The organism is Pseudomonas sp. URMO17WK12:I7 (genome assembly GCF_003269045.1).
In the GTDB taxonomy this organism is placed as follows: domain Bacteria; phylum Pseudomonadota; class Gammaproteobacteria; order Pseudomonadales; family Pseudomonadaceae; genus Aquipseudomonas; species Aquipseudomonas putida_J.
In genome coordinates, this window is sequence record NZ_QLTL01000037.1 from 1 (window position 1) to 7,086 (window position 7,086).

General features: G+C 64.0%; 4 protein-coding genes. 3 read left to right on the forward strand and 1 reads right to left on the reverse strand.

All coding sequences use genetic code 11. The features are described 5' to 3' along the window. Positions 1-1,429, reverse strand: a 1,429-nt coding sequence (locus tag H040_RS27070) for a retention module-containing protein (RefSeq protein WP_146746763.1), incomplete at its 3' end; no start/stop codon positions are given. A gap of 467 nt (positions 1,430-1,896) precedes the next feature. Between H040_RS27070 and H040_RS27075 the strand changes: the two genes are divergently transcribed. From H040_RS27075 to H040_RS27085, 3 genes are all read left to right on the forward strand, one after another. Further along, a complete protein-coding gene (locus tag H040_RS27075; protein ID WP_027919392.1) occupies positions 1,897-3,270 on the forward strand; it encodes a TolC family outer membrane protein in 1,374 nt (457 codons plus the stop codon). A gap of 74 nt (positions 3,271-3,344) precedes the next feature. After that, entirely contained in the window at positions 3,345-5,480 is a 2,136-nt protein-coding gene (locus H040_RS27080) for a type I secretion system permease/ATPase (protein WP_112312941.1), read from the forward strand. 140 nt (positions 5,481-5,620) lie between these two features. Further along, positions 5,621-6,973 (forward strand): HlyD family type I secretion periplasmic adaptor subunit, encoded by a 1,353-nt coding sequence (locus H040_RS27085; protein ID WP_027919394.1) that lies wholly within the window; start codon positions 5,621-5,623, stop codon positions 6,971-6,973. The last annotated feature ends 113 nt before the right edge of the window (positions 6,974-7,086 follow it).

A 7,086-nucleotide genomic window follows, 5' to 3' on the forward strand; every position in this document is an offset into this window, starting at 1 on the left:
GCGCGGTGCCGTCGCTCAGGTGCTTCTCGTAGACCGTCAGCTCACCGCCCCGCGCGTCCAGGCCATCGAGGGTGACCGGGTCGTTGAGGTTGCCGATGTTCAGCGTCAGGGTCGCCGAGCTGCTGTCGCCGTCGGCGTCCTTGATCGTGTAGGTGAAGTTCTCCACCCCATTGCCGCCACCACCCAGGCTCTTGAAGTCCGGGGCGTTGGGGTTGAGGGTGTAGGTGTAGGAGCCGTCTGCGGCCAGCACCAGCGTGCCGTAGGTGCCGGTGAAGGTGCCGGCGATCACCGGGCCGCCCGCCACGCGGTCGGCGCCTTGCACGTCGTTGGTCAGCACATTGCCGGTCAGTTCGACCTGCTGCTCGGTCGCAGTGACCAGGTTGCCATCATCGAATGCCTGGGGTGCATCATCGTGGATGATGACATCCAGCGAGCCCTGGGCGACATCACCATCGCGGTCACTGACCAGGACTGGCAAGTGCTCGGTCAGCGACTTGGCCCCGTCATTCTCGATATGTTGCCCGGATGCGGAGAGCGTGTAGGTGTAATTCACCTCGCCGGTGCTCGGGTTGCAGCCGGTAATGGTCAGGATGTTGCCCAGCCCGGTGGTGATCGACTGGCCAACGCCGGTCACCGCGCCCCCCGTCACCACGTTGATGCCAGCGACGCTGAGGTTGAACACACCATCCTGAGCCACCACGGTAAAGCGGCCGTGCTGGGTCAGGGCCGCCGCATCACTGGCAGAGCCCAACGGCAGGTTCGCCTCGTTCAGGCTCAGCTCGCCGGGGGCGATATTCAGCCCCAACAAGGTGACGGGGTGATTGGGGTCTACCGTCGGGATGGAAGGCTCTGTAGGGGGCGTGCCTGCATCGCCGTTGCCGCCGCCAACGGGACGGCCGTTGAGCGAACTGCCATTGCTCGGGTCAAGGCCGCCTACCTCGCGGTTGGCCAGCTCTGGAATGCCATTGAAGCCCGCCGTCGGGAAACCCACCCGGGGATCAACACGCGCACCGACTTCATTCAGCAGGACGAAACTGTGGCCTCCCCCCTGCTCCCCGGACGCGCTCCCGCTGTGTGACCCGGCAGCGGTTGCCTCAGCGCTTTGGGTGGGGTCGTCGCCAGCGGCAATTGCCTGCTGGATACGCTCCACATCACTCAGTTGCGCGTCGCTCGGCGCAACGTCGTGGCCCTGCCCATGGGGCGCCCGGCTGGCAAGCAGGTCCGGCGTCATCTCCAGGCTGCTGTCGCGGCCCAGGGTCAATTCGGCACCGTTCTGCAGGCGGACCGCCACGGCACCCGCAGCACCCGTCTCCAGTTGCTCGCCAGCGAACAGGCGGTCGCCTTCGATCAAGGGGCGCCGGCTGCCATCGCCGGCAACCGCGAAGACCTGACCAATCACCTTGCTGACCACACCGACTAATTTAGCCATGAGCGAACGCCTCCCCTTACTGATCGGCTACTTCAGCCAAAGACGTTGCGCAGGCAGATGTGGGTATGGAGTCCGAAATATCTCAACGGTGAGAATCGTTCTCTCAGGTACTACTTTGGCGATAGTAATAATTTAAGTTGGCCATCATTTGGTGCCAATTTTTTGTCGCCAAATACTACTTCCACCCATCCGTTCCGCGTCGTTAGCTGAAAATAATCTGGAACTTGCTGCAGTGCTTGTAGGCCGCGCCTTCCAACCGCGCACGAATTCACCTGGATGAAACAATGTCTTGCTTTCGTTAGACCGCATAAGTTTTTTTTCGCATAGGCGTTATGAGAAAAAATTCTTAGCCCGCGCGTTAAATGTTCTTAGCTCTTGTTACAAACATGAAACGGTTTGAATTATAAATTTCGCCATTTTTTTGGCGAATAGCAGGACTTTTTTTGTGACCAGGGAGAAGTAACCCCATGCGCGTTTTCACCCCCCTCGCCAGTGCAATGCTGGTAGCCATGGCATGCTCGAACGTCGAGGCAATGTCCCTCAACGAAGCAATCCAGAGTGCCGTGGATTACCACCCGCAAATCAGCTCCAACCGCAACAGCAAGCTTTCGGCCGATGAGGACGTCAAATTCGCCCGTGGTGGTTACTACCCGACCGTGGATCTGGTGGCAGGTTATGGGCGCCAGCGCTCGGACAACCTCAATACCCGGGGCCTCAACCCGGACGGCACGACCAACCACAACAAGGAAACCCTGAACTACACACAGTCGGAACTGCGCCTGCGGCAGATGATCTTCGACGGCTTCAACACCGCCAATGAAGTGGGCCGCACCGAAGCGGTGGCGACCTCGCGCGCCTACTACACCCAGGCCATCGCCCAGGACGTCGCCTTGCGTACCGTCGAGGTCTATCTCGAGGTACTCAAGCGCCGTGAACTGGTGACTCTGGCCAAGAACAACCTGCAAGCGCACCTGCGCGTCAACGACCAGATCGGCCTGCGCAGCGAGCGCGGCGTCGGCAGCACCGCTGACCTCGACCAGTCCCGCGCCCGTCGCGCCCTGGCGGAAAACAACCTGGACACGGCCGAAGTCGACCTGGCCGATGCCGAGGCCAATTTCTACAGCGTGGTGGGCCGCGTGCCTGATGAGCTGGAAGGGCCGCAGTCGATCAAGGTGGAAGTGCCGGCCACCCTCGAAGAAGCACGCGAAGGCATGCGCCAGAACAACCCCTACCTGAAATCGGCACAGGCCGACGTCAATGCCGCCGAACAGCAATACGAAGTGGCCAAGTCGCCGTTCTACCCACGCCTGGACGCCGTACTTGCGACCGGTGCCAACAACAACATCGGCGGTGAGCAGGGCCACAGCAACAACGACTGGCAGGCCGGCGTAGAACTCAACTACAACCTGTTCCGCGGCGGCAGCGACAAGGCCCGCCTGCAGTCCGACGCGCACAAGATCAACCAAGCGCTGGACATCCGCAACAATGCGCTGCGCGAGCTGACCGAAAACCTCAGCCTGTCCTGGAACGCCATGAACAACGCCCGCAAGCAGACCCCGACGGCGCGTGAGTACGCGGAAACCACCCAACGTGTACGTGCGGCCTACCAGGACCAGTTCGGCCTTGGCCAACGCACCCTGCTCGACGTGCTCGACAGCGAAAACGAGCTGTACAACGCCAATCGCCGCTACACCGAAGTGCGTTACACCGAAGAGTTCTCGATGTACCGGGTGCTGGCGACCATGGGTGAATTGCTGAGCAAGCAACGCATTTCGCTACCACCGGAGGCCATCGCCAATAACGAGGTCCGGACCGAGGCCAGGCTGCCCGACATGCGCTGAGCGTCACGCGTACTGGCACGGAGCGCCTGCACTGCAACCCATCCACCTGGCGGGAGTAGGCCATCGTGACCAGTATGCAAACTGCGCAGCCGCGCCCGGATGTCGATGACCCACTGCTCGATGGCCTGTTGATCCTGTGTCGGCTGCATGGCCGCCCAGCCAGCCGCGCCAGCCTGTGCAGCGGCCTGCCCCTGGCCCAGCAACGCCTGGGGGCAGACCTGCTGCCGCGGGCAGCGGCGCGTGCCGGCCTGCAAGGACGGGTACTGGAGCGGGCGCTGGATGACATTTCGGCGCTCAACCTGCCCGTGCTGCTGTTGCTCGGCAACGGCCGCAGCGCGGTGCTGCAACGCTGGGGCGATGACGGCCGGGCACTGATCCTGCCCTGCGAAGCCGAAGGCGGCGAGCAATGGGTCGAACGTGAAGCCCTGCAGCAGGCCTACAGCGGCCACGCCCTGTTCGCCCGCCCGCGGCATACCCTGGAAGACGTGCGTTCGCCGCTGCTGCCGAGGGTCAACGCCTGGTTCCGCGACACCCTGCGCCATTCCCGCTGGCTCTACGGCGACGCCCTGCTGGCCAGCCTGTTGATCAACCTGCTGGGCCTGATGGTGCCGTTGTTCGTCATGCAGACCTACGACCGCGTGGTCCCCAACCAGGCGCTGTCGACCTTGTGGGTGCTGGTCGCCGGCCTGTTCATCGGCACCGCCTTCGAGCTGGTGCTGCGCATGGTTCGCGCCCACCTGCTCGACCAGGCCGGCAAGAAGACCGACCTGATCCTCTCCGCCACCTTGTTCGAGCGCATCACCGGCATGGCCATGAAGGCCAAGCCCGCCACCATCGGTGGTTTCGCCCAGAGCATCCATGACTTCCAGGGCCTGCGCGAATTTCTCACCGCTGTCACCCTGACCAGCATCATCGACCTGCCCTTCGTGGCCCTGATGCTGCTGGTGATCGGCCTGCTCGGTGGCTGGCTGGTATTGATCCCGCTGATCGCCTTCCCGCTGGCAGTGGGCTTTGCCCTGATCATCCAGGCCCGCCTGCGCGACACCGTGCAAAAAAGCCTGAGCCTCGGTGCCGTGCGCCAGGCCCTGCTGATCGAAACCCTGGGCGGCCTGGAAACCCTCAAGGCCTGTGGCGCCGAAAGCGAACGCCAATACCAGTGGGAGCACACCAACGCAGCCATCGCCCGCCTCGACGCCCACGCCCGCAACCTGTCGTCGCTGGCCAGCAACGGCACGCTGTTCATCCAGCAGTTCTGCGGTATGGCCACCATCGTTGCCGGGGTGTACAGCATCATCGCCGGCAACCTCAGCGTCGGCGCGCTGGTGGCCAGCTACATGCTCGGCAGCCGGGTGCTCGCCCCACTCGGCCAGATCGCCGGGCTGATCACCCGCTACCAGCAAGCGCAACTGACCATGCGCAGCACCGACGCGCTGATGGCCCTGCCCCAGGAGCGTCAGCTCGACCAGCAGGCGCTGGAGCACACCACGCTCAAGGGCGCACTGGCGCTGAGCCACGTCAGCTTCCGCTACCCGGGGCAGACCAGCCCGGCGTTGCAGGATGTGAACCTGGCCATCACCCCCGGCGAGCGCATCGGCATCATCGGCCGCAGCGGCTCGGGCAAAAGCACCCTGGGCCGCCTGCTGATGGGCTTCCACCACCCCGACGACGGCCAGGTGCTGCTGGACAACCTCGACCTGCGCCAGCTGGACATCGCCGACCTGCGCAGCCAGATCGGCTACGTTGCCCACGACTTGCCGCTGCTGGCCGGCAGCCTGCGCGACAACCTGACACTGGGTGCGCGCCATATCAGCGATGCGCGCATGCTCGAAGTGGCCGAGCTCACCGGTGTCAGCGAGCTGGCCCGGCAACACCCCAACGGCTTCGACCGCCCGGTGGGCGAGCGCGGCCAGCTGCTTTCCGGCGGCCAGCGCCAGGCCGTGTTGTTGGCCCGTGCGCTGCTGCTGGAGCCGCCGATCCTGATCCTCGACGAGCCGACCAGCCACATGGACAACAGCAGTGAAGAGCAACTGCGCCAGCGCCTGCTGGCCTGGGTGCCCGGCAAGACCGTGCTGCTGGTCACCCACCGCACCTCGATGCTGAGCCTGGTGGACCGGCTGGTGGTGCTGGACAACGGCAAGGTCGTCGCTGACGGGCCGAAGGATGCGGTTGTCGACGCCTTGCGCAAGGGCCGTATCGGCTCAGCCCTTTGACTCAACATATTCAACCCTGTGGAAGCGGGCTTGCCCGCGAAGCAGACACGGCGGTGTGTGGCACCGGCTTTGCCGGTGTTCGCGGGCAAGCCCGCTCCCACAGGGGCCGCACCTTGCCACTGAGAAAAGTGAGGTAGGCCATGTCCTTGAGCCATAACATCCGCAGTAGCCATGGCACCGACAAACGGGCCGAGCGCGACTACATGCCGGAACTGGCAGGCGCCACCCTGCAGGATGCGCCTCGCCTTTCGCGCCTGACCGTGTGGCTGGCCGCAGCGTTGCTGCTGGTGGCGCTGGCCTGGGCCAGCCTGGCAGTGCTCGACGAAGTGACCGTCGGTGAAGGCAAGGCGATCCCGTCGAGCAAGGTGCAGGTGGTGCAGAACCTTGAAGGCGGTATCGTCACCGAGATTTTCGTGCGCGAAGGCCAGATGGTCGAGAAAGGCGCCACGTTGCTGCGCCTGGACGACACCCGGTTCAAGTCCAACAAAGGCGAAAGCGAGGCTGACCGTTACGCCCTCACCGCCCAGGTCGAGCGCCTGTCGGCGGAGGCCGAAGGGCGCCCGTTCGTGCTCTCGGACGAAGTGCGCGCCAAGGCGCCCCAGGTCGCCGAAGACGAAATCGCCCTGTATGGCTCGCGCCAGCGGCGCCTGGCCAGCGAAAAACAGACCCTCAACGAACAGCTGCGGCAGAAGAACCAGGAACTTGCCGAGTTCCGCTCCAAGGTCGATCAATACCGCTCGGCCGTGGCATTGCTGCAGCAGGAGACCGACATGTCGGCGCCGCTGGTGAGCAAGGGCGCCATTTCCCCGGTGGAAATCCTGCGCCTCAAGCAACGCACCGTCGAAGCTCGCGGCCAGCTCAACGCCACCAGCCTGGCCATCCCCCGTGCCGAAGCGGCGATCGCCGAGATCAAGAGCAAGATCGAGGAGTCCGAGGCAGGCTTCCGCTCGGACGCTGCCAAGGAGCTCAATGACAAACGCACCGAGCTGTCCAAGATCACCGCCACCAGTATCGCCATCGACGACCGGGTCAACCGCACCACCGTGGTGTCACCCGTGCGCGGCATCGTCAAGCTGCTCAAGGTCAACACCATCGGCGGCGTGGTGCAGCCGGGCAGTGACCTGGTGGAGATCGTGCCGATCGAGGACAACCTGCTGATCGAGGCCAAGGTGCGCCCTCAGGACGTGGCCTTCCTGCACCCGGGGCAACCGGCGATGGTCAAGTTCAGTGCCTATGACTACACCATCTACGGTGGGCTCAAGGCCAAGCTGGAGCTGATAAGCGCCGACACGGTCACCGATGACAAGGGCAATGCGTTCTACCTGATCCAGGTGAGGACCGAGAAGAACCACTTGGGTGGGGACAACAAGCCGTTGCTGATCATCCCCGGGATGGTGGCCACGGTGGATATCATCACCGGGCAGAAGAGCGTGCTGGATTACCTGCTCAAGCCGGTGCTCAAGGCCCGCACCGAGGCGCTGCGGGAACGGTGAACTGCCTGCACCGGCCCCTTCGCGGGTAAACCCGCTCCCACAGGTACTGCACAACAGCCAAGGCCAGTGATATCCCTGTGGGAGCGGGTTTACCCGCGAAGAGGCCGGTGCAG